An 18,529-nucleotide genomic window follows, 5' to 3' on the forward strand; every position below is an offset into this window, starting at 1 on the left:
GCCAAGAGGTTGCGCCAGAACCTCAGTGGGATGTCCGTCCCCGGTACGCGGTATAACGATTCTGCCCCGCCCGGGGCCAGGACCACCGCCAGGGGTGTGCCGCGGAGCATATATGCGGTTAGGGTAATGCAATGGCCATCGATGATGTCTTTGCAGTGATTGCCGAAGGTACCCGCCGGGACATACTCGGCTCGCTCCGTGACGGCGACAAAGCGGTTGGCGAACTGGTCGAAGAACTGGAGGTCAGCCAGCCGACCGTCTCCAAGCACCTGAAGGTGCTGCGCGAAGCCGGACTCGTCTCTATGCGCGCCCAGGGCCAGAAGCGCTACTACTCGCTGCAGACCGGGCCGCTGCAGCATGTGGCCGAATGGATCATCGGGTTCGGGGTCGATGTCCTGCCCGCGACCGAGGCGGAGCCGGTGGCGCCCGCGGTGGCAGCCGCCGTCGTCGCCCCGCAGGAACCCGGGCATGCGGTGACGGGGCGGAGCCTCGAGGTTCCGGTTCCCGCCAACCTGAGCCGGTCGCTGGGCCAGGCGGCGAACAAGGCAACGACCAAGGCCGCGGACATCTTCGCGCACCTGCCTAAACTGCCGCGCCGCCGCCGCGGCTGAGCGGCAGCCCCGGCGCCGTTGCAGGCGGCAGCCCGGCCTCGTCGCACGCAGCAGCCCGGCGGCGCAGCAGAGGCAACCCGCGCCGGACACGGAGGGCGCCCGGGCCGTGACGAGCCGCACATTCGGGCCCGACGGGCCGGCGCGATTTGCCCGTGACGGCCCGCACTTTCCGCCCCGCCACCCCGCGGATCGGTGCCGGAACTGCCCGCGTCCGTGAGACAAACCGGCCGACTGTACCGCCGCCCGGCGCGTTACGAGGCGGTTCGGCGATGTGTCAGGTGTGTTTCTTAGATCCCGCTTCTTGTGGTTTTCTGTGTGAGGGCCCGCAGCAACCTGAGTGCCCCCATACGTCAGCTAGTGAAGGGACGCACCCATGGATGCCCACCTGCTTGAAGTCCGCGACGAAGTCTTCCGCCGCAACCCAGGCGAAACGGAATTCCACCAGGCCGTCACCGAAGTCTTCGAAACCCTCGAGCCGCTGTCCGCCCGGCATCCCGAATATTCCGACGCCGCCATCCTGCAGCGCATCTGCGAGCCCGAACGCCAGATCATCTTCCGCGTGCCCTGGGTGGACGACGCAGGCAACGTCCAGATCAACCGCGGCTTCCGCGTGGAGTTCAACTCCGCGCTTGGCCCCTACAAGGGCGGCCTGCGCTTCCACCCCTCCGTCTACCTGGGCATCATCAAGTTCCTCGGCTTCGAGCAGATCTTCAAGAATGCCTTGACCGGCATGCCCATCGGCGGCGGCAAGGGCGGCTCCGACTTCGATCCGCGCGGCCGGTCCGACGGCGAGGTCATGCGCTTCTGCCAGTCCTTCATGACGGAGCTCTACCGCCACATCGGCGAATACACCGACGTTCCGGCCGGGGACATGGGCGTGGGCACCCGCGAAATCGGCTACCTCTTCGGCCAGTACAAGCGCATCACCAACCGCTACGAGTCAGGCGTCCTCACCGGCAAGGGCATCGGCTGGGGCGGCTCGCTGGTCCGCCCGGAAGCCACCGGGTACGGCGCGGTGCTGTTCGCGCAGGAAATGCTCAAGACCCGCGGGCAGAGCCTGGACGGGCAGCGCGTCGCCATCTCCGGCTCCGGCAACGTGGCCATCAACGCCGTCGAAAAGGCGCAGGAACTCGGCGCCACGGTCGTCACCGCCTCCGACTCCGGCGGCTACATCGTCGACGAGGCCGGCATCGACGTCGAACTGCTGCGCCAGATCAAGGAAGTCGAGCGGGGCCGCATTTCGGAGTACGCCGAGCGCCGCGGCTCTGCCGTGCACTACGTGGCCGACGGCAACATCTGGGACGTCAACTGCACCGTGGCGCTGCCGTGCGCCACCCAGAACGAGCTGGACGAGAAATCCGCCCGGCGCCTGGTGGAGTCCGGGCTGGTCGCCGTCGCCGAGGGCGCCAACATGCCCTGCACGAGCGAAGCGGCCTCCATCTTCCAGGACGCAGGCCTGCTGTTCGGCCCGGGCAAGGCCGCGAATGCCGGCGGCGTGGCCACCTCGGCCCTGGAGATGCAGCAGAACGCCAGCCGCGACGCCTGGACCTTCGAGTACACGGAGCAGCGCCTGGCGGACATCATGGTCGGCATCCACGACCGCTGCGCCGAGACCGCCGAGGAATACGGCATGCCCGGCAACTACGTGGCGGGCGCGAACATCTCCGGCTTCAAAAAGGTAGCCGACGCCATGCTCGCCCTGGGCCTCATCTAAGGCAGCCAGCACAGCCCACAACACTGATGACGACGACGGTGCCCGCCACGGCGGGCACCGTTTCGTCTTGGTGCACGGGTCATCCCGCGGGTCCGGGCAGGCTTGACGGACGTTCCGGCCCGGCCTCCGCGGCGGCGGGACGCCCCGAGTAAGCTCACCCCATGGTGCAAAGACTCATCGGGCTAGACATCGGGGGCAGCAAGACACACGGCATCCGGCTGGACGACGGCTTGCCGGTCGCCGAAGCCACGGCGGGCAGCGCCAACGTGCAGAACGCCAGCCCCGCCCAGGCCGCCGCGGCCCTGGCCGAGGTCTTCGGCCGGCTCGGTGCGCCCGGGATCACGGCGGTCTATGCAGGGGCGGGCGGGATCGACACCGAGGGCGACGCGGCGGCGCTGCGCGCCCTGATCGCCCCGCTGGCCCCCGGGGCGGTCGTCCATGTTGTCCACGACACCCGCCTGGTGCTCGCCGCCGGACGCCTCCGCAGCGGGATCGGCGTGGTCGCAGGCACCGGATCGTCGGTGTGGGGCATCAACGAGGCCGGGCTTGAGGTCCGCGCCGGCGGCTGGGGGCACCTGTTGGGCGATGAGGGCAGCGGCTACTGGCTGGGGCGGGAAGCCGTCCGGCACGCACTCGCGCGCCTGGATGCGGGCCTGCGGCGGGACCGGCTCACGGACCTGTTGCTGGACGACTGCGGGGTGCAGGAGCCGGCCGAGCTGATAGCGCTGTTCCACTCGGCGAAAACCGACCGGCGGTTTTGGGCGGGTAAGTCCCGCCTGGTGGTGGCCGCCGCCGACGGCGCCGATCCGGCGGCGGAGGCGATCGTCGACCACGCGGCCGCCGACCTGGCCGGCCAGATTGCCCTGGTCGCCCGGCGGCTGGACATGGGCGGCCCGGTGGTGCTCGGCGGCGGGCTGGGCATGAACGTCCCGCGGTTCCAACGCTCGCTCGCGGCCGCGCTGGAACCGCACGGGATCGCAGACGTGCGCCCGCTGGACCGGGAGCCGGTCTTCGGCATAGATGTGCTGGCCGGCCTGGCCTGAGCGAGGCCGGTCCCGCACCGCCGGCCGCAGGAGCCGGTGCCCCGCCGTCGTCATAATCTGTCATGTCCCGGGCCCGCGTTTTCCTTCGGCTGCGGATCGGGCGTACAGTTCCGGGTATGACGACTCGTTGGTATGCGTATTTTGCGTTGGCTCTGGAGGGGCCTGACGTAACCGCTTAGCGCCTACACATACCGACCTTCAGAGCCAACAGGGCAGAGATGATTCTCTGCCCTTCGCCATTTCTCCGGCGGGTTCTGTAGCGAAGTCCCGCCGCCAACAGACGGGACACCGACCATGAATTCAGCAGCCAACCAGCTCCTGGAAACCGAAGCGCCGACGCCGGCCAACGTCGAAGCGGCCACCCCGGCCTCGCCGCGCAGCACGAACAACCTGCGGGTGGGCGGCTTCAGCCCGCTGCCGTCACCCGGCGAGGTGCTGCAGGAACAGCCCCTGACCGCCGAGGCCGCCGCCGTCGTCGCCCGCGGCCGGGACGAAATCCGCGCCGTCATGGACGGGGTGGACGACCGGCTCCTGGTGATCGTCGGACCGTGCTCGATCCACGACACCGCGGCGGGCCTGGACTACGCGCGCCGGCTGGCGCAGGTGGCACGGGAGCACCGCGAAGAGCTGCTGATCGTGATGCGCACGTACTTCGAGAAGCCGCGGACCACCGTGGGCTGGAAGGGGCTGATCAACGACCCGCGGCTGGACGGCTCCCACGACATCGCCGCCGGCCTGCGGCTGGCGCGGACGTTCCTGCTGGAGGTGGCGGAGCTCGGACTGCCGGTGGCCACGGAGTTCCTGGAGCCGATTAGCCCGCAGTACCTGGCGGACCTGGTCAGCTGGGGAGCGATCGGTGCGCGCACCACCGAGAGCCAGATCCACCGCCAGTTGGTCTCCGGGCTCTCCATGCCGGTGGGTTTCAAGAACGGTACGGACGGCGGGCTGCAGGTGGCGCTCGACGCCTGCCACGCAGCGGCCGCGGCACAGGTGTTCCTGGGGATCGACGGCGAGGGGCGGGCGGCGCTGGTCTCCACCAACGGCAACCCCGACACCCACGTGATCCTGCGCGGCGGCGCGAGCGGCCCGAACTACGGAGCCCAAGAGGTGGCGGCGGCGTCCGGGGCGCTGGCGGAAGCCGGCCTGAATCCGCGGCTGATCGTGGACGCCAGCCACGCCAACAGCGGCAAGAGCCACCACCGCCAGGCCGAGGTGGCGCTGGAGATCGCCGCGCAGGTCGAAGCCGGCGGCAGCGCGATCGCCGGCCTGATGCTGGAGAGCTTCCTGGTGGGCGGGGCACAGAAACTGGAGGTGTCCCAGGACGGCGGGGGAGCGGCGCTGGTTTACGGGCAGAGCGTCACGGATGCCTGCATGGAGTGGGACGTCACGGCGGAGGTGCTGGCCCAGCTGGCGTCGGCCGCCGGGAATCGCGCCACGAAAGCGGCCTGAGGGTAAAAGGCCGTGCTTGGTTAAAACGCTTAAGCTACAGTGTGCACTTTCACTTTTGCCACAACAGCCTCTAAAGTATCTAGGAAGACGGTTGTTTGGGGCGGGGCAAGGCGGCACGCCGCCGGTGTTGCTTACAGTAAAGGAACAGTGCGTAATGGCTGACGAGAACAATTTCTCGAGTGTGCGCTTCTTGACGGTGTCGGAAGTGGCCGCGGTCATGCGCGTGTCCAAGATGACCGTTTACCGCTTGGTGCATTCGGGCGAAATGCCCGCCGTGCGCTTTGGACGTTCCTATCGGGTGCCCGAATCGGCCGTTGAGGAGTACCTGCGCGGAGCCGTGATCGACCGGGAGACCGGGACGGCCTGACGCTCCGGAGCGGGCCGGCTGCCGTCCGGCGGTCAAAGCGGGGGGCGCGGAGGCGGTACCCTGTTAAGGAACGTTTTACGTCATCGTCGAAAACCGTGAGTTGACGTGTGCCCCGCCGGGCACCGGCAGCTGACGAAACTATCAGTGAATGAGGGACTCGTGGGTTCAGTTATCAAGAAGCGCCGCAAGCGTATGGCCAAGAAGAAGCACCGTAAGCTGCTTCGCAAGACCCGTCACCAGCGCCGCAACAAGAAGTAGGACCGACAACCGGTTCCCAGGCTTCCAAGGCCCGCCAGGAAACTGGCGGGCCTTGTGCCGTTAACCGGTTTTCATCCCCGTAGGCGCGTGGGTCCGGCCGTTACGCCGCCGGCCGCCGGAATCTGTTGACCCCGCGCCAGAGACCGTAGACCGCGCCGGCACCGGTGGCGGCCTTGAGGCCCAAGGTGGCCGCCCGACGGCCGCTCCTGTAGTCGTAGACCGGCCAGTTGTTTTCCCGGGCGTGCCGGCGCAGCCTGGCGTCCGGGTTGATCGCCACCGGGTTGCCCACCAGGGTCAGCAGCGGGACGTCGTTGTAGGAGTCGCTGTAGGCCCAGCAGCGCGCCAGGTCCAGGCCCTGGCGGATGGCCAACTCCTCGACCGCGATAGCCTTGGCCGGCCCGTGCAGGATGTCCCCGATGAGCCGTCCGGTGTAGGCCCCGCCTTCGGTTTCGCCCACCGTGCCCAGGGCGCCGGTCAGGCCCAGCCGGTCCGCGATGACGGCGGCCACCTCAACCGGCGTGGCCGTGACCAGCCAGACCTTGCGGCCCACCCGCAGGTGTTGGTCCGCCAGCGCCCTGGTCCCGGGCCAGATCTTGGAGGCGATGACTTCGTCGTAGACCTCGTCGCCCAGTTGTTTGACGTCGTCGCTCAGCAGGCCGGTGGCAAGGGCCAGCGCCGTGTCACGGATCGACTGGATGTCCTTGAGGTTCTCTCCCCGCATCAGGAAGCGGGCCTGCTTGAAACCGAAGCCGGCAGCGTCGCGCATCCGGAAGGCGCCGCTCTGGTACATCTTGCGGGCCACGTGGAACAGGCTGGCGCCGCGCATCAGGGTGTTGTCGACGTCGAAAAATGCCGCTTCCGTCCCCGGGTCCGTGGAGACCGAGGCGCGCTGTGCATGGCCGGCGGCGGTCTTGGGCATGCTTCGAGTCTAACGAGGCGCCGGGGATTGTCCGTTCACCGCCGCCGGCCGCTACCGTTGAAGGCATGAGTGGATCCGACACCGGCCCCGGGCACGAACTGGTGCTGCTGACCAAACCCGGCTGCCATCTGTGCCAGGCGGCACGGGAGACCGTCGGGAGCGTTGCGGGCGAGCTCGGTCTCGCCTGGGAGGAGAAGAACATCCTCGAGGACCCCGAGCTCGAGCGGCGCTTCGCCGAGGAGATCCCCGTGGTCATGATCGACGGCGTCCAGCGGGACTTCTGGCACATCGACCCGGACCGGCTGCGACGGCTGCTCACACAGTAGCCCGGGGCGGTCCGGCCGGCGTCACAGGAGTTGGAGAGCGGCGCGGGGCAGCTTAATCTTGGGGAGACACAAGCCTGCGGTTGGACAGCCGCCGGCGGCACCCAGGACCCGGAACGGCTGGAAACGGCACGGCCGGAGCCCCGCAGCAGGCATCGGAGCGACAACAGTGACCCACCTCCCGGATACCGAGGCTGCCAAGCCATCCGGCCACGAGATCCCGCCGGCCGCGCTCGCACGCCTGACCATCTACCTCCGGGCCCTGAATTCGCTGGTGTCCGAGGGCACGGAACGCATATCGTCCGAGCAACTGGCCGAGGCCGCCGGCGTGAGCCCGCCCACCCTGCGCAAGGACCTTTCCTACCTCGGGTCGTTCGGTACCCGCGGCGTGGGCTACGACGTGCGGCTGGTCGGCCAGGAGATTGCGGCGGCCTTGGGGCTCACCCAGGACTGGAAAGTCGCGATTGTCGGCATCGGCAACCTGGGCCGGGCCCTGGCCGGCTACTCCGGATTCACCACCAAGGGGTTCGGAGTCGTGGCGCTCTTCGACGCGGATCCGCAGGTCGTCGGGTCGGAGGTCTCCGGGATGCGCGTCAGCCCGATCGGTGACTTGGAACTGATCCTGCGGCAGACCGGCGCCAACATGGCGGTCCTGGCCGTGCCCGCGGGTGCTGCCCAGGGGCTCTGTGATCGGCTCGTCGAAGCCGGCGTCACGAGCATTCTCAGCTTCGCGCCCGCGGTGCTGCAGGTTCCGCCATCCGTGCAGCTGCGGAAGGTGGACATGGCCACCGAACTGCAGATCCTGGCCTACCACGCGCAGCGGGCGCAGGCGACGGAGCACAGCTGAACACCGCGCCCCGCGGTGTTCCGGCCGCCAGGCGGCCGGAACACGCTTCCGGTCAGCGGCCGTAGACGCCGAACTTGTGCGCCTTGGTGGCCTGGAAGAACCTGTTCGACGCCGGCAGGAACAGCAGCACGATCGCCGCGATGCCCAGCAGCACGGACAAGGTGCCGAACCAGATGTTGAAGAGTCCGAACAGCGACAGCGCGGCGAACACCGCGCCGGTGATCCGGGCCCAGTTCTTGCCCGCCTTCACGCCGAAGGCCACCATCAGGTACAGCCCGACGGCGATCACCGCGGTGATGACGATGAACACTCCTGCCGTACCGCTCATCATTTCCGCCAGCTCGGCGTCGGAGAACTGGCCGCCCTGCTCGCCCAGGGCCTCGCGGACCGACGGGTCGTTGAGCACCGTCGCCATGGTGCCGTCCAAGTCCGCCAGTTCCGTCAGCATTTCAATGGCGGTCATCACGGCGGCGGCAATGATCAACCAGAAGGCGATGACGACTTCGCGCGGCGCCGTGGGCTTGGCAGCGGTCTGCGCCTGCCCGCCGGGGTAGCCGTACTGGCCGGGCACGGCGTTCTGGTAGCCGTACGGCTGCTGCCCGTACTGCTGGCCGTACGGGGACTGTCCCTGCTGGCCTTGGCCGTACGGCTGCTGTCCGTATGGCTGCCCGGGCTGCGGCGGGTTCTGCCCGTACTGTCCGTACTGTCCGTACTGCGGGGCGTTTTGCCCGTAGGGAGGCTGATCCGAACCGGGCTGCTGGGGCGCGTTCTGGCCGTATTGCGGCAGGTTCTGCCCGTACCGGGGCTGTTCCTGGCCTCCGGGCCGGCCCTCCCCGTCACCGGGCTGGTTCGGTTCGTTTTCTGGGGTGCTCATGGCCGGTTCCTTTTCATCTCATCCACACGGGTCGCCCTCCGAGCGGCCGGCCTGCGCGCCGGCCGCAGAGGTGCTTGGCAGCTGTTAAGGCAACACTACAATGCAGGCCAGCGCCGTGTCGGTCGGCCTCAAGGATGATTTTCTTCCCGGGCGGCGCACCGCGGCCAGACCCTACACCCGCGCGGGCTGACAGCGGGGCTTTTGGGCAAACACCGGCGGTTTGAGACACTTGTACCCATGCCCGAAGCTATCGTCCACCTGCTCCGCCACGGCGAGGTCCACAACCCCGACCGCGTGCTGTACGGCAGGCTGCCGAGCTTCAGGCTGTCGGCGCTGGGCCAGGAAATGGCCGAGTGTGCCGCCGGCTACTTTTCCGAACGCCGCGACGACGGCGCCACGATCAGCTACCTGGTGGCCTCGCCGTTGACCCGGGCCCAGGAGACCGCGGCCCCGACCGCCAAGGCGCTCAACCTCGAGATCGTCACCGACGAGCGGATCATCGAAGCCGAGAACCACTTCGAGGGGCTGGCGGACATCCGCTCGCACCTGAACCAGCCCCGGCACTGGCCGCACCTCTACAATCCCTTCCGGCCGTCCTGGGGGGAGCCGTACGCGGCGCAGGCCGCCCGGATGCGCAAGGCCATCGACGACGCCCGCCGGATAGCCGTGGAACGCGGCGGGGAGGGCGCCGAGGCGGTCCTGGTCAGCCACCAGCTCCCCATCTGGGTGACCCGGCTGGCCTCCGAGGGCAAACGGCTCTGGCATGATCCCCGCCGCCGCCAGTGCACGCTGGCCTCGGTGACTTCCCTGGAGTTCGACGGCGGCCGCCTCGCCGGGGTGCGCTACGCCGAGCCGTGCGCCCACCTGCTGCCCGGTGCGGCGAACCTGCCCGGAGCATAATAGAATTACTACGCGTTGTAGAAGTGGGACACCCCCAACCCCACGAAGAAAAGTGTGACTGTGACTGCCGATAACCCCCGTTCGTTCAATCGCCGTACCGCGTTCAAAGTCGGTGCGGGGCTGCTGGGCGCCCTCTCGCTCGCCGCCTGTTCCGTCGAGGATCCGTTGGCCCAGCAGGCCAACGCCGGCGACAACAAGAACTACATTGCCGGCGACGGGTCGGTCACCGAGTACGCGCCGGACTCGCGCGGCGAACCCGTCCAGCTGACCGCCAAGCTCTTCGACGGCACCACCGTCGATGCGGCCGACTGGGCCGGCCAGGTGACCGTCCTCAACTTCTGGTACGCCTCCTGCGCGCCCTGCCGGCTGGAAGCTCCGGACCTGCAGGCGCTGAGCGAGGAATTCGCCGACGGCGCCCGGTTCTACGGCGTCAACATCCGGGACGAGCGCCCCACGGCAGAGGCCTTCGAGCGCAACTTCGGGGTGACGTATCCCAGCTTCATGGACAAGAACGGCGACGTCCTGCTGGCGATGACCGCCTACGTGCCCCCGCAGGCCGTCCCCACCACGCTGGTGCTGGACAAGGAGGGCCGCGTCGCCGCCCGGATCCTGGGCGTGGCGGACAAGGGCACGCTCCGGGCCCTGATCAAAGACGCAGTGGCCGCCTAACAATGGGGTGGGCGACGGCCGCGCTGCCGATGACTGTGGGCGGCGCCTTCGGCGACACGGTGCTCAACGGCTCCGTGCTGCTGGCAATCCCCGTGGCCATGCTGGCCGGGCTGGTCTCCTTCCTGTCCCCGTGCGTGCTGCCGCTGGTGCCCGGCTACCTGGGCTACGTCACCGGCCTGACCGGCGTGGATCTTGAACGCCAGCGCCGCGGCCGGATGTTCGCCGGCATCGGCTTGTTCGTGTTGGGCTTTTCCATCGTCTTCGTGATCATCGGGGCGATCTTCGGCCAGCTCGGAGCCTGGCTGAAGGGAAGCGAAGCCGGCTGGGTCACCCAGGTGCTGGGCGTCGTCGTCGTCGCCATGGGCATCATCTTCATGGGCGGGCTGTCCTACTTCCAGCGGGACCGCAAGATCCAGTCGCGGCCGCCGGCCGGGCTGTGGGGGGCACCGGTCCTCGGCATGACGTTCGGCCTGGGCTGGGCGCCCTGCATCGGCCCCACCTTCTCGGCCGTGCAGGCGCTGGCCTACTCGGGCGGCGCCGACGCGGCCAAGGGTGCGTTCCTGGCCTTCGTGTACTGCCTGGGGCTGGGGGTTCCGTTCCTGCTGATCGCGCTCGGCGTGCGGCGGGGGATGGGCGCCATGGCGTTCTTCCGCCGGCACCGGTTGTTCCTGCAGCGGGCCGGCGGCGCCATGCTGGTGGTTTTGGGCCTGCTGATGGCCAGCGGGCTGTGGGGAGACTGGGTGACGCAATTGCAGGACTGGTTTGCAAATGAAGTGAGGCTCCCGATCTGATGAGTCAGACACCCGAAGGCGCTGGACGCCACGACGAAGCCGGTGCCCCCGCAGAGGCCGGACCGGGCACGGACGGCGGCGGCCCGACCGTGAAGGACCGCCGGCCCGCCAACGACCGGAAACGCAACCGCGGCCGGGACGACGTTGCCGTCCCCGCGCTGGGTTTCGTCGGCATGCTGCGCTGGGCATGGACTCAGCTGACGAGCATGCGCACCGCGCTGTTCCTGCTGCTGCTGCTGGCCGTGGCCGCGGTGCCCGGCTCGCTGTTCCCACAGCGCCCTGCCAACCCCGCCGTCGTGACCCAGTACATTGCGGACAACCCCGAGGTCGGGCCGTGGCTGGACCGCTTCCAGCTCTTCGACGTCTACTCCTCGGTGTGGTTCTCCGCCATCTACCTGCTGCTCTTCCTGTCGCTGATCGGCTGCGTCATCCCGCGCGCCATCCAGCACTACAAGGCCATGCGATCGCAGCCGCCCAGGACTCCCCGCCGGTTGTCTCGGCTGCCCGAGTACGGGTCCATGGCGGTCCCCGCGGACGCCGGCGTTTCCGCCCGCTCTGCCGTCGAAGACGCCGCCCGCCTGCTGAAGCGCCGCGGCTACCGGGTGGATGTGCGCGACGCGGACACCGACCGGCCCTCCGTGGGAGCGGAGCGCGGCTTCGCCAAGGAAATCGGCAACCTGGTCTTCCACACCTCGCTGATCGGCGTGCTGGTGTCGGTCGCCATCGGCGGGCAGTTCGGCTACACCGGCCAGCGGATCCTGGTCGAGGGCGAAACGTTCGTGAATTCGCTCATCGGCTACGACAACTTCAACCCGGGAACCGGGTTTACCGAGGACCGGCTGGAGCCGTTCTCCATGCGCCTCGACGAGTTCGATGTGGTCTTCGACCGGGAATCACCGACCCACTACGGCCAGCCGCTCGACTTCACCGCCACGCTGACCGTGCGCGACGAGCCGGGGGCGCCCGAGGAACAGCAGGTGCTGAAAATCAACCACCCGCTCACCCTCGGCGGAACGAACGTGTACCTCATGGGCAACGGCTACGCGCCGGTCGTGACCGTCCGGGACGGCGAGGGCAACATCGCCCATCAGGGCCCCGTCATCGCCATCCCGAACGACGGCGCCTACACCTCCACGCTGGTGATCAAGGCGCCGGACGCGCAGCCGGAACAGTTGGGCTTCGTGGGGTTCTTCCTGCCGACCGCGATGGAGGGCGAGGACGGCGTGGCCTACGGCAGCGACCCAGATCCCATGAACCCGCGGCTGTACCTGAACTCCTATTACGGGGACCTGGGCCTGGACAACGGCGACCCCAAGAACGTCTACGTCCTGGACACCACCGAGCTGACCGTCCTCAACGACCGCAACCAGGAGGACGGGGGCATCGAACTCGCCGCCTACGAAACGGCGGAACTGCCCAACGGGATGGGCAGCGTCACGTTCGACGGCCTCGTCCGCTATGCGGCGCTGGACATCCACCATGATCCCGGCAAGGTCGGCGCCCTCGTGTTCTCCTCGCTGGCCCTGGCCGGTCTGGGCGCCTCCCTGTTCATCGGCCGCCGCCGCGTCTGGGTGCGGGCCGGCACCCACGAGGACGGCCGCACCATGGTCGAATGGGGCCTGCTGGCCCGCGGCGAGGACCACCGGCTGGCCCCGGAAGCGGCCGCCATCAGCAAACTCCTCCGCACCCAGTGGCTGACGGATGCCGCCCCCGGGGCGCACAATAGCAAGAGCGCCGCCGGCGTTGACAACCACTAAGGACATCTCTTCCCATGCCCACGATTGACCAGACCATGGCCCAGTACAGCGAGCTGTTCATCCTGCTCGGTGCGATGGCCTTCACCGTCGCCTTCATCGCCTTTTGCTGGGACCTGGTGACATCCAGCAAGACCATCAAGGCGGTGGAAGACCGGCTGGCTGCCGGGCACGACGCGGCCGAGCAGGGCGTGCTCGTCGGTGCCGCCGGTGCGGCGTCGACAGCTGCGGGCGGGAGGGCAGCCGGCGCGGGCGCCGGCGCCGGCGTCGAGATGGCCGCCGACTCGATGAACTACGGCAAGGAACGCCGTGCCGCCGCCCGGATCGGCGTGGCCCTGAGCGTGCTGGCTACCGTCATCCTGGCCGCCGGCGTGCTGACCCGGGGCCTGGCCGCCCACCGCGTGCCGTGGGGCAACATGTACGAGTTCTGCACCACGGGTGCGCTGATGGTGGCAGTGGTCTACCTGATTGCGCTGACCCGCAAGGACCTTCGCTTCCTCGGCTCGTTCGTGATCGGCCTTGTGGTCATCATGCTGATCGCCGCGTCCATCGGTTTCCCGACGCCGGTGGCCCACCTCGTGCCCGCCCTGCAAAGCTACTGGCTGATCATCCACGTCTCGGTCGCCGTGCTCGCCTCGGCGCTGTTCACGCTGACGTTCGCCATGTCCGTGCTGCAGCTCGTGCAAGCGAAACGCGAGGCCCGCGGCCGCGCCGGCAAGGCGGACAAGCTGGCCTTCATGCGGCTGGCTCCCTCGGCACTGACACTGGAGAACGCGGCCTACCGGCTCAACGCCGTGGGCTTCGTGTTCTGGACCTTCACGCTGGTGCTCGGCGCGATCTGGGCCGAACAGGCCTGGGGCCGCTACTGGGGGTGGGACACCAAGGAAGTGTGGACCTTCGTCATCTGGGTGGTGTACGCCGGGTACCTGCACGCCCGCGCCACCCGCGGCTGGACCGGTACCCGCGCCGCCTGGCTGTCCATCGTCGGTTACCTGTGCGTGGTCTTCAACTTCACGATCGTGAACGTCTTCTTCGCCGGCCTGCACAGCTACGCCGGGGTCTAGGACAGGCCGGCAGGATCGGCCGAAGGCCCGCGGCCCCGAATCAACAGAAGGCCCGCCGCCCCATCGGGGCGGCGGGCCTTCTTCGGGTCCGGGGACTGGCGGGAGCCGGACGCCGGCGTCCGGTTGGCGGGCGCCTAGCGGGGACCGTTCTCCGGGTCGTCTTCGCTCAACTGGCGGTCGTCATGGGCCGCGGGCTTGTCCCCGCCGCCGTGCTTGGGGTCCTCGCGCTTCTTGAGCTCCTGCTCCTTGCGGTTCAGTTCCTCTTCACGCTGCTTGGCGCGGCGCTGCGCATCGAGCGTGCGCAGGAAGGCGATGTCATCGTCCGGGGCCACGGGGCGGGGAGCCTGCTGGGCCTGCCGGCCGCCCGACCTGGGCCGGCCCCATACGAACCACATTAGGGCTCCGATCAGGGGCACCAGGATGATCGTGAGGATCCATCCCGGTTTTGAGATACTGCGCACCTCATGCGGCCGCGACCGGATGCACTCGATGAGGGCATAGATCACCACCGCGAGGGCCAGTACCGCGAGCAGGACATAGAGACGGACCATGAATCAATTGTAGGTGAGCGTTAAGCCGGGGGCTGAGGAATTGTGGGACCGTCCGGTCGATCTCGCGCGCAGCGTAAACTTGAGGCGTGGCTTTTTGGAAATTCAGCGCCCTGCGTCTCGGCATCATGGCCGTCATCTTTGTCATCTGCCTCTTTTTGAGGCTGGGTGTCGTCTACTCGGCCCTCGCTGCAGCGATCATGGGCTGGTGCATCACGTACCTGTTCTTCCGCAAGATGAGGGACGAAGCGGGGGCGGCACTGGCGCGCCGGTTCTCCGCCGGCGCCAAGGCACCGAGGACCTCCACGGAAATTTCGGACGCGCTGGCCGAGGACGCCGCCGTCGATCAGCACGGCGAACTGAACGTGGACTCCTACCGCAGGACCCGGGACTCCGGGCAGAAGCCGGACGGCACCCGGCCCGGGGACCGGGGCTGACTTAGCTTCAGTCCGGACGGCACCCGGCCAGGCGACCGGGGCTTCCGCGGCTTCCGGCGAGCCGCCACAGCGTGGCTACCGGCCGGCTACGATAGCCGGCTCAGCACCACGCCCAGCGCGAAGGCGGTGGCGAACCCGAGGTTGATCAGCCCGGTCTGCTTGAGTACCGGGATGAGGCTCTCGCGCTTCTTGCCCTTGAGCATCAGCCAGCTCGGCGTCAGGCACGCCGGCACCAGCAGCAGCACCAGCAGGATCCACGGGAAGTCGTAGACCATGATGAGCGGCAGCAGGAGCGCCACCGCGAGCATCATGACGTAGCTGACGCGCGCCGCCTCGTCGCCCATCCGGACGGCCAGCGTCAGTTTCCCCACCTCGCGGTCCGTCGGGATGTCGCGGACGTTGTTGGCCATCAGCAGTGCGGTGGCGATGAGGCCGGTCCCGACCGCGCCGAGGAAGGACGGCCAGCTGACCTGCAGGGCCTGCGTGTAGGTGGTCCCCATGGTGGCCACAATGCCGAAGAACAGGAATACGTACACTTCGCCCAGCCCCCGGTAGCCGTAGGGGTTGTTGCCGCCGGTGTATCCCCAGGCGGCGATCACGCAGCCCACGCCCACCAGCAGCAGCGGCCAGGTCTGCGACAGGATGATCAGCGCGAGCCCCGCCACCATGGCCAGCCCAAAGCTGGCGAACGCGGCGGCCTTCACCGCTTTCGGCTTGGCCAGCCCGGACCCGGTCAACCGCAGCGGGCCCACCCGAACATCATCGGTGCCGCGGACGCCGTCCGAATAGTCGTTCGCGTAGTTCACGCCCACCTGGAACAGGACCGCGATGAGCGCCGCGAGGAGGGCATGCAGCGGCCGGAAGGAACCCAGGTCGTAGGCGGCCGCGCTGCCGATGATCACCGGAGCGACCGCCATCGGGAGGGTGCGGGGCCGTGCCCCTTCGAACCATTGCCCGGCTGTAGCCACTGTGGAGAGTCCTTACCTGTGGGGGTTCATGCATCGTTGGCTGCGGGCAGCCGCAGCACCGGTCTATTCTCGCCCATGGAAGCGGAGGGCCCGTGCAGCCGTCGCCGCAGGAGTGGCAGATGTCACGGCGCCGGCGGTTTCCCGCCACGGGAGCCGCGGTCGCGGCCGGCGGCCTCCGCCGCCGCACGGCGCAGGAGATCGGCCACGGCCAGCCGGTCCGGCTTGCCGTTGGGCAGCAGCGGCAGCGCTTCGAGGCGGACCAGGTGGCGCGGGACGGCGGGGGAGCCCAGCGCCCGGCGGACCCGCGCCTCGATGTCCGCCTCCGCGGCGGAGCCCACGACGGCGGCGCACACCTTGGTGCCCCATTCGGGATCGTCGATGCCCGCCACCAGCGCGGCTTGGACGTCCGGCAGGCCCTCGATTACCTCCGCGACGGCCGCCGCGGACACCTTGACGCCGCCGGTGATCAGCACGTCGTCCGCGCGCCCGATGACGGTCAGCGCGCCGGCGTCGTCCAGCTCGGCGAGGTCCTCGGTGCGGAACCAGCGCGTGCCGCCGGACGCGCTGAAATGCGCGTCGGTCAGCTGCGGGTTGTCCAGGTAGCCGCCGGCAACCACGTCGCCGCCGATCAGCACCCGGCCTCGCTCCAGCCGCAGGGTGACCCCTTGGAGCGGGACGCCGTCGTACACGCAGCCGCCGCAGGTCTCGCTCATGCCGTACGTGCGCACGATCTTCAGCGAGTGTTTGGCCGCCTCCGCCCGCAGCGCCTCCGGCATCCGGGCGCCGCCGAGCAGGATGGCATCGAACCGGCGCAGCGCCTTGAGCGTTTCGGGCTCCGCCGCGGCGAGCAGCCGGTGCAGCTGGGTGGGCACCAGCGACGTGATCCGGAACCGGTCGGTCAGGGCGGCTGCCGTGTCGGTGAACGCGCGGGCGGTGAACCCGCCGGACAGGTCCATCGCCCGGGGCCGGGTGCCGGCGTAGAGGGAGCGGACCAGAACCTGCAGGCCGGCCACATAGTTCGGCGCGAGCGTCAGCAGCCACTGCCCCTCGCCGCCCAGCCGCAGGGCCGTGCCCATCGACGACGCGGCCAGCGCATCGATCCCGAGCATGGTGGCCTTGGGCGTGCCGGTGGACCCCGAGGTCCGGACGACGGCGGCGGTCCCGGGGACCAGTCCGGGGGAGGCGACCGGCACCGGGGTGCCGTCCGGGGCGAGTTCGACGGCGGGGCCCTCGCCGCCCAGCGCCGCGGTCAGCGCTGCCAGCGCCGGCTGGATGTCCATGCCGCCGCCCTAGAAGTAGTAGGGGAACGACGACCAGTCGGGGTCGCGCTTGGCCAGGAAAGCTTCCTTGCCCTCGACGGCCTCGTCCGTCATGTACGCCAGGCGGGTGGCTTCACCGGCGAAGACCTGCTGGCCGGCCAGTCCGTCGTCGGCCAGGTTGAACGCGAACTTCAGCATCCGGATGGCCTGCGGGGACTGCCGGGCAATGTCCGCCGCGTATTCCAGCGCCACCTCCTCGAGCCGCTCGTGGTCCACCGCCTCGTTGACGGCGCCCATCCGGACCATGTCCTCGGCCGAGTACTCCCGCGCCAGGAAAAAGATCTCGCGGGCGGCCTTCTGGCCGATCTGCCGCGCCAGCAGCGCCGAGCCGTAGCCGGCGTCGAAGCTGCCGACCGTGGCATCGGTCTGCTTGAACTTGCCGTGCTGCCGGGAGGCGATGGTCAGGTCGGACACCACGTGCAGGGAATGCCCGCCGCCCGCGGCCCAGCCGTTGACGACGGCGATGACCACCTTGGGCATGGTCCGCATCAACCGCTGGACTTCCAGGATGTGCAGCCGGCCGGCGCGGGCCGGGTCGATGAATTCAGCCGACTCGCCGGCCGCGTTCTCCACCGGGTACCGGTAACCGTCGCGGCCGCGGATGCGCTGGTCGCCGCCGGAACAGAACGAGTGGCCGCCGTCCTTGGGCGAGGGGCCGTTGCCGGTGAGCAGCACGGTGGCCACGTCCGGCGTCATCCTGGCGTGGTCCATGGCGCGGTACAGCTCGTCCACGGTGCCGGGGCGGAAGGCGTTGCGCACTTCCGGCCGGTTGAACGCGATGCGCACCGCCGGCAGGTCGCGCACCACGTTGCCGCTCGCGTCGCGCTCCACCTGGCGGTGGTAGGTCATGTCCTGGAAGTCGAAGCCTTCCACCACGCGCCACCGCGTCGGGTCGAAGCGGTCGGACACCTTCTCCGGCAGGGCAGGCTGCGCCGGGGCTCCGGCGTGGCCGGCGGTAGTGTTGGCGGTACTGGCTGGGGCGGGGCTCTCGGAAGTCACCCTTCGAGTTTATCGTTGCCGTTCCGCGGCTGGGCCGGGAGCTGCCCCTCCACTAGGCTGTTCGAAACCTGACTCCTTCCGAAAGGGCGACCGTGGGCCATCACCTTGAAATAGTCCGGCACGTCAACGCACCGGTCGACGCCGTGTGGCGCGTGATCACCGACATCCCCGGCTCCGCCCGGACGCTGAGCTCCGTGACGCGGGTCGAGATCCTGACGCCCGGCGACTACGCCGAGGGCTTCCGGTGGCGCGAAACCCGCAAGATGATGGGCAAGGAAGCCACCGAGGAGATGTGGGTGGCGGACGTCGACGCGCCGGCATCGACGACGGTCAAGGCGGCATCGAACGGCGCCGACTACACCACGAGGTTCACGCTCACGCCCGCGGACGGTGGCACCCGGCTGGCCATGTTCTTCGGGGCCGAGCTGGAGAATCCGGGAAAGCTTTCGAGGCTGATGATGGCGCTCTTCGGAAAGCTGGGACTGCGCGTGGCGCGCAAGCAGATGGCCAAAGACCTGGAAGAGATTGCCGCCAAGGCCGAGGGCCGGGACGAATCCGCCGCCGGTTAAGCCGGCCGGGTTCCGTCGGGGCGCTGCCTCGGACCTTCTGCGTCACGGCAGTTGACCCCTCCGCGGCCGCGTGGGATTCTTTATAGAACGGTCGGTCGGTAATTTT

21 protein-coding genes are annotated in these 18,529 nt (G+C 69.1%); 15 read left to right on the top strand and 6 right to left on the bottom strand.

Features of this window, described 5'->3' with window-relative positions:
* The first annotated feature begins 131 nt into the window (after positions 1-131).
* The 6 genes from AC5RUP_RS11155 (at position 132) to AC5RUP_RS11180 (ending at position 5,442) form a co-directional block, all read left to right on the top strand.
* Positions 132-611, top strand: coding sequence for an ArsR/SmtB family transcription factor (locus AC5RUP_RS11155; protein WP_494132200.1), 480 nt, complete (start codon positions 132-134; stop codon positions 609-611).
* A gap of 373 nt (positions 612-984) precedes the next feature.
* Entirely contained in the window at positions 985-2,325 is a 1,341-nt protein-coding gene (gene gdhA / locus AC5RUP_RS11160; RefSeq protein WP_494064869.1) for an NADP-specific glutamate dehydrogenase, read from the top strand.
* A 161-nt stretch (positions 2,326-2,486) separates the two neighbouring features.
* Positions 2,487-3,368 (top strand): N-acetylglucosamine kinase, encoded by an 882-nt coding sequence (locus AC5RUP_RS11165; protein ID WP_494064868.1) that lies wholly within the window; start codon positions 2,487-2,489, stop codon positions 3,366-3,368.
* A gap of 294 nt (positions 3,369-3,662) precedes the next feature.
* Positions 3,663-4,817, top strand: a complete 1,155-nt coding sequence (locus AC5RUP_RS11170; RefSeq protein WP_494064867.1) for a 3-deoxy-7-phosphoheptulonate synthase — start codon at positions 3,663-3,665, stop codon at positions 4,815-4,817.
* Between the two features lie 154 nt (positions 4,818-4,971).
* Positions 4,972-5,184 (top strand): helix-turn-helix domain-containing protein, encoded by a 213-nt coding sequence (locus AC5RUP_RS11175; protein WP_493978048.1) that lies wholly within the window; start codon positions 4,972-4,974, stop codon positions 5,182-5,184.
* A gap of 159 nt (positions 5,185-5,343) precedes the next feature.
* Positions 5,344-5,442 carry a 30S ribosomal protein bS22 gene (locus AC5RUP_RS11180; RefSeq protein WP_003792170.1) on the top strand — a complete coding sequence of 33 codons (99 nt, stop codon included), beginning with the start codon at positions 5,344-5,346 and terminating at the stop codon, positions 5,440-5,442.
* A 100-nt stretch (positions 5,443-5,542) separates the two neighbouring features.
* Here the strand turns inward: AC5RUP_RS11180 and AC5RUP_RS11185 are convergent, their stop codons facing one another.
* Complete coding sequence (locus AC5RUP_RS11185) at positions 5,543-6,361, bottom strand: HAD family hydrolase (protein WP_494064866.1); 819 nt, start codon at positions 6,359-6,361, stop codon at positions 5,543-5,545.
* 65 nt (positions 6,362-6,426) lie between these two features.
* Here AC5RUP_RS11185 and AC5RUP_RS11190 point away from each other — a divergent pair, with 65 nt between their 5' ends.
* Positions 6,427-6,687 (top strand): glutaredoxin family protein, encoded by a 261-nt coding sequence (locus AC5RUP_RS11190; RefSeq protein WP_494064865.1) that lies wholly within the window; start codon positions 6,427-6,429, stop codon positions 6,685-6,687.
* A 166-nt stretch (positions 6,688-6,853) separates the two neighbouring features.
* Positions 6,854-7,531, top strand: a complete 678-nt coding sequence (locus AC5RUP_RS11195; protein WP_494064864.1) for a redox-sensing transcriptional repressor Rex — start codon at positions 6,854-6,856, stop codon at positions 7,529-7,531.
* A gap of 52 nt (positions 7,532-7,583) precedes the next feature.
* Here AC5RUP_RS11195 and AC5RUP_RS11200 read toward each other — a convergent pair whose 3' ends face one another.
* The gene (locus AC5RUP_RS11200) at positions 7,584-8,405 is read right to left on the bottom strand and encodes a hypothetical protein (RefSeq protein ID WP_494154115.1); all 822 of its coding nucleotides are present in this window, start codon (positions 8,403-8,405) and stop codon (positions 7,584-7,586) included.
* Positions 8,406-8,642: 237 nt separating this feature from the next.
* Between AC5RUP_RS11200 and AC5RUP_RS11205 the strand changes: the two genes are divergently transcribed.
* From AC5RUP_RS11205 to ccsB, 5 genes are all read left to right on the top strand, one after another.
* Entirely contained in the window at positions 8,643-9,305 is a 663-nt protein-coding gene (locus AC5RUP_RS11205; RefSeq protein WP_494154114.1) for a histidine phosphatase family protein, read from the top strand.
* A gap of 54 nt (positions 9,306-9,359) precedes the next feature.
* Positions 9,360-9,974, top strand: coding sequence for a TlpA family protein disulfide reductase (locus AC5RUP_RS11210; protein ID WP_494000627.1), 615 nt, complete (start codon positions 9,360-9,362; stop codon positions 9,972-9,974).
* 2 nt (positions 9,975-9,976) lie between these two features.
* Complete coding sequence (locus AC5RUP_RS11215) at positions 9,977-10,765, top strand: cytochrome c biogenesis CcdA family protein (RefSeq protein ID WP_494000626.1); 789 nt, start codon at positions 9,977-9,979, stop codon at positions 10,763-10,765.
* 173 nt (positions 10,766-10,938) lie between these two features.
* On the top strand, positions 10,939-12,522 hold the full coding sequence (resB, locus tag AC5RUP_RS11220; RefSeq protein WP_494154116.1) for a cytochrome c biogenesis protein ResB: 1,584 nt from the start codon (positions 10,939-10,941) through the stop codon (positions 12,520-12,522).
* A gap of 14 nt (positions 12,523-12,536) precedes the next feature.
* A complete protein-coding gene (gene ccsB, locus AC5RUP_RS11225) occupies positions 12,537-13,583 on the top strand; it encodes a c-type cytochrome biogenesis protein CcsB (RefSeq protein WP_494158554.1) in 1,047 nt (348 codons plus the stop codon).
* A 134-nt stretch (positions 13,584-13,717) separates the two neighbouring features.
* On the opposite strand, the gene AC5RUP_RS11230 is transcribed toward ccsB, so the two are convergent.
* Positions 13,718-14,134: a PLD nuclease N-terminal domain-containing protein gene (locus tag AC5RUP_RS11230; RefSeq protein WP_494092052.1), complete on the bottom strand. Its 417-nt coding sequence runs from the start codon at positions 14,132-14,134 to the stop codon at positions 13,718-13,720.
* 86 nt (positions 14,135-14,220) lie between these two features.
* Here AC5RUP_RS11230 and AC5RUP_RS11235 point away from each other — a divergent pair, with 86 nt between their 5' ends.
* Positions 14,221-14,568 (top strand): DUF4229 domain-containing protein, encoded by a 348-nt coding sequence (locus tag AC5RUP_RS11235; RefSeq protein ID WP_494154922.1) that lies wholly within the window; start codon positions 14,221-14,223, stop codon positions 14,566-14,568.
* 86 nt (positions 14,569-14,654) lie between these two features.
* Here the strand turns inward: AC5RUP_RS11235 and AC5RUP_RS11240 are convergent, their stop codons facing one another.
* The 3 genes from AC5RUP_RS11240 to AC5RUP_RS11250 all read right to left on the bottom strand — a co-directional run bounded on the left by AC5RUP_RS11240 (position 14,655) and on the right by AC5RUP_RS11250 (position 17,776).
* Positions 14,655-15,536 (bottom strand): 1,4-dihydroxy-2-naphthoate polyprenyltransferase, encoded by an 882-nt coding sequence (locus AC5RUP_RS11240; RefSeq protein WP_494064857.1) that lies wholly within the window; start codon positions 15,534-15,536, stop codon positions 14,655-14,657.
* Between the two features lie 122 nt (positions 15,537-15,658).
* Positions 15,659-16,816 carry an AMP-binding protein gene (locus tag AC5RUP_RS11245; RefSeq protein WP_494158555.1) on the bottom strand — a complete coding sequence of 386 codons (1,158 nt, stop codon included), beginning with the start codon at positions 16,814-16,816 and terminating at the stop codon, positions 15,659-15,661.
* Positions 16,817-16,825: 9 nt separating this feature from the next.
* Positions 16,826-17,776: a 1,4-dihydroxy-2-naphthoyl-CoA synthase gene (locus tag AC5RUP_RS11250; RefSeq protein WP_494153603.1), complete on the bottom strand. Its 951-nt coding sequence runs from the start codon at positions 17,774-17,776 to the stop codon at positions 16,826-16,828.
* A 170-nt stretch (positions 17,777-17,946) separates the two neighbouring features.
* Between AC5RUP_RS11250 and AC5RUP_RS11255 the strand changes: the two genes are divergently transcribed.
* Complete coding sequence (locus AC5RUP_RS11255) at positions 17,947-18,423, top strand: SRPBCC family protein (protein ID WP_494153594.1); 477 nt, start codon at positions 17,947-17,949, stop codon at positions 18,421-18,423.
* The last annotated feature ends 106 nt before the right edge of the window (positions 18,424-18,529 follow it).

The sequence above is a fragment of the Arthrobacter sp. Y3223151 genome, assembly GCF_059091125.1.

Bases quoted from the DNA above. Each gene is read 5' to 3' on its own strand.
- AC5RUP_RS11200 (WP_494154115.1), bottom strand. From the start codon at position 8,405: ATGAGCACCCCAGAAAACGAACCGAACCAGCCCGGTGACGGGGAGGGC.
- AC5RUP_RS11155 (WP_494132200.1), top strand. From the start codon at position 132: ATGGCCATCGATGATGTCTTTGCAGTGATTGCCGAAGGTACCCGCCGG.
- AC5RUP_RS11165 (WP_494064868.1), top strand. From the start codon at position 2,487: ATGGTGCAAAGACTCATCGGGCTAGACATCGGGGGCAGCAAGACACAC.
- AC5RUP_RS11230 (WP_494092052.1), bottom strand. From the start codon at position 14,134: ATGGTCCGTCTCTATGTCCTGCTCGCGGTACTGGCCCTCGCGGTGGTG.
- gdhA (WP_494064869.1), top strand. From the start codon at position 985: ATGGATGCCCACCTGCTTGAAGTCCGCGACGAAGTCTTCCGCCGCAAC.
- AC5RUP_RS11185 (WP_494064866.1), bottom strand. From the start codon at position 6,361: ATGCCCAAGACCGCCGCCGGCCATGCACAGCGCGCCTCGGTCTCCACG.
- AC5RUP_RS11245 (WP_494158555.1), bottom strand. From the start codon at position 16,816: ATGGACATCCAGCCGGCGCTGGCAGCGCTGACCGCGGCGCTGGGCGGC.
- AC5RUP_RS11190 (WP_494064865.1), top strand. From the start codon at position 6,427: ATGAGTGGATCCGACACCGGCCCCGGGCACGAACTGGTGCTGCTGACC.
- ccsB (WP_494158554.1), top strand. From the start codon at position 12,537: ATGCCCACGATTGACCAGACCATGGCCCAGTACAGCGAGCTGTTCATC.
- AC5RUP_RS11170 (WP_494064867.1), top strand. From the start codon at position 3,663: ATGAATTCAGCAGCCAACCAGCTCCTGGAAACCGAAGCGCCGACGCCG.
- AC5RUP_RS11175 (WP_493978048.1), top strand. From the start codon at position 4,972: ATGGCTGACGAGAACAATTTCTCGAGTGTGCGCTTCTTGACGGTGTCG.
- resB (WP_494154116.1), top strand. From the start codon at position 10,939: ATGCTGCGCTGGGCATGGACTCAGCTGACGAGCATGCGCACCGCGCTG.
- AC5RUP_RS11205 (WP_494154114.1), top strand. From the start codon at position 8,643: ATGCCCGAAGCTATCGTCCACCTGCTCCGCCACGGCGAGGTCCACAAC.
- AC5RUP_RS11215 (WP_494000626.1), top strand. From the start codon at position 9,977: ATGGGGTGGGCGACGGCCGCGCTGCCGATGACTGTGGGCGGCGCCTTC.